Origin of the sequence: Alteromonas sp. MMG017, assembly GCF_018100795.1 — a bacterium.
Taxonomy (GTDB): domain Bacteria; phylum Pseudomonadota; class Gammaproteobacteria; order Enterobacterales; family Alteromonadaceae; genus Alteromonas.
The window spans coordinates 1-1,536 of the sequence record NZ_JAGJDY010000031.1 but is presented as its reverse complement, the minus strand read 5'-3'; the positions used below and the strand labels follow the sequence as shown (position 1 = coordinate 1,536).

The following is a 1,536-nucleotide window of genomic DNA, read 5'->3' as shown; positions in this document are numbered from 1 at the left end:
TATTTTACGGAGAGTTCGCAGTAAATGGATGATGTTTTTACAAATAATCAAGCAGAAATAGTTGAGTATGGTCTAGACAAAATCGATGCCAATGAGACTGTAGAGGTCAATCTAAAAGATTTGCTGTATGTTTACAAAACTCTTCAAGAATATATGCGTTTTTTCCATCAACCAGCGCATTACCCTGAGCTAAGCGATATTCATAAATTCCTTGGCACAGCGGATAACACAGCAGGGTTTCACATTCTGAATGAAGCAGTCTATGTAAAAATGCGAGATATGTTTCCTGAGCGAATTAACGATATGTTTGGTGAAGGTGATTTTGAGTGTCCCAAGTTGCCAAGCTATTACAACGAGGATATGTAAAATATAACAAACACATTAAGTCGCTTCGCTGGGACAGTAACACGTGGGCTCTGTCGCTTCGCTCCTATTTTAGCCCACGCATTACTGCCCCTTATGTGGGTGTTATATAACTTGGATAAATGGAAAAGGATTAATAATGAAAAAACTAATATTATTACTAACTTTGTTTTCATCATTTTCGTATGCAAATTTCGCAGAAGTTGAAATCTCTACTTTTCAGCTTTGGTCAACAACCAGAGGCTTGAACATTATACGAGTAATACCCACAAACTCAGGTTCTCTGTCAAATCCAGGAAATTGTACCACCTTAGATAGCTATATGGTCAGAAGAAGTTTAACCGAAGAAGAAAAGTCTAGAATGTACAGCACATTGTTGGCAGCTAAAATGGCAGGCATTTCTGTCAGTCTAGAAATTATGGGTTGTGAGGAAAATCGACCTGCCATAAGGGATGTTATATTGCGATAAATTCAGCGACGTTATATAACAAAAACATTAAGCTCGCTCACTATCGTTCGCTGGGACAACTACTCGCTGGCTGCTTCGCATTATAGCCAACGAGTAGTTGCCCCTTATGTTAGAAGTTAGGCTCCGGAGTTAAAATTGTCTCTATTCTTGACTATTTCTCTTTTTATCTCTTTCTGTTTGCACTTTACAACTTACTTAGGCGTCAGCATTTTCGCGACAACTGGTTATGTACACCTAATGTCAATGATTTCCTTTTTTGCATTAGGGGCAACGATATCCGTTGAGCGTACAAAAAAATATTCAAACGGAAAGTTTGAAGATAAGCTTGTATCAAGCGGTCCTAAGTATTTAGGTAAAATCCTTAAATATATTCGTTGGTACATTATTGCAGTTTTTATTTTCTCGTTACTTATACTCGCTGATGGGCAACCTCAAATTGAAAATGGAAAATATATTTTAAACCGCCAAGGAACTATGATTAAAGAAATCACTTACGACAGGTTTTTATCTTTAAAACGCACCGAATTGAGACTTTTCTCCAGCCTTTGGATGGGCTTTATTTTCCCTGCGTTTGTCTATTTTAAGTATGTAGTAAAAAGAGCCTAACAAACAACTGTTGGCGCTCACTGCGTTCGCTGGGACACAAACACATGGGCTCCCTCGCTTCGCTCGTTATTTTAGCCCATGTATTTGTGCCCCAAAGT

At 38.2% G+C, this 1,536-nt stretch carries 3 protein-coding genes; all 3 read left to right on the top strand.

The window, feature by feature from the left end:
- Positions 1 to 24 precede the first annotated feature (24 nt).
- The gene (locus J8L84_RS20050; protein ID WP_211072248.1) at positions 25 to 366 is read left to right on the top strand and encodes a hypothetical protein; all 342 of its coding nucleotides are present in this window, start codon (positions 25 to 27) and stop codon (positions 364 to 366) included.
- Positions 367 to 502: 136 nt separating this feature from the next.
- Positions 503 to 832, top strand: coding sequence for a hypothetical protein (locus J8L84_RS20045; RefSeq protein WP_211072247.1), 330 nt, complete (start codon positions 503 to 505; stop codon positions 830 to 832).
- A gap of 237 nt (positions 833 to 1,069) precedes the next feature.
- Complete coding sequence (locus J8L84_RS20040; RefSeq protein ID WP_211072246.1) at positions 1,070 to 1,438, top strand: hypothetical protein; 369 nt, start codon at positions 1,070 to 1,072, stop codon at positions 1,436 to 1,438.
- Positions 1,439 to 1,536 lie beyond the last annotated feature (98 nt).

Bases quoted from the DNA above. Each gene is read 5' to 3' on its own strand.
- J8L84_RS20045 (WP_211072247.1), top strand. From the start codon at position 503: ATGAAAAAACTAATATTATTACTAACTTTGTTTTCATCATTTTCGTAT.
- J8L84_RS20040 (WP_211072246.1), top strand. From the start codon at position 1,070: ATGTCAATGATTTCCTTTTTTGCATTAGGGGCAACGATATCCGTTGAG.
- J8L84_RS20050 (WP_211072248.1), top strand. From the start codon at position 25: ATGGATGATGTTTTTACAAATAATCAAGCAGAAATAGTTGAGTATGGT.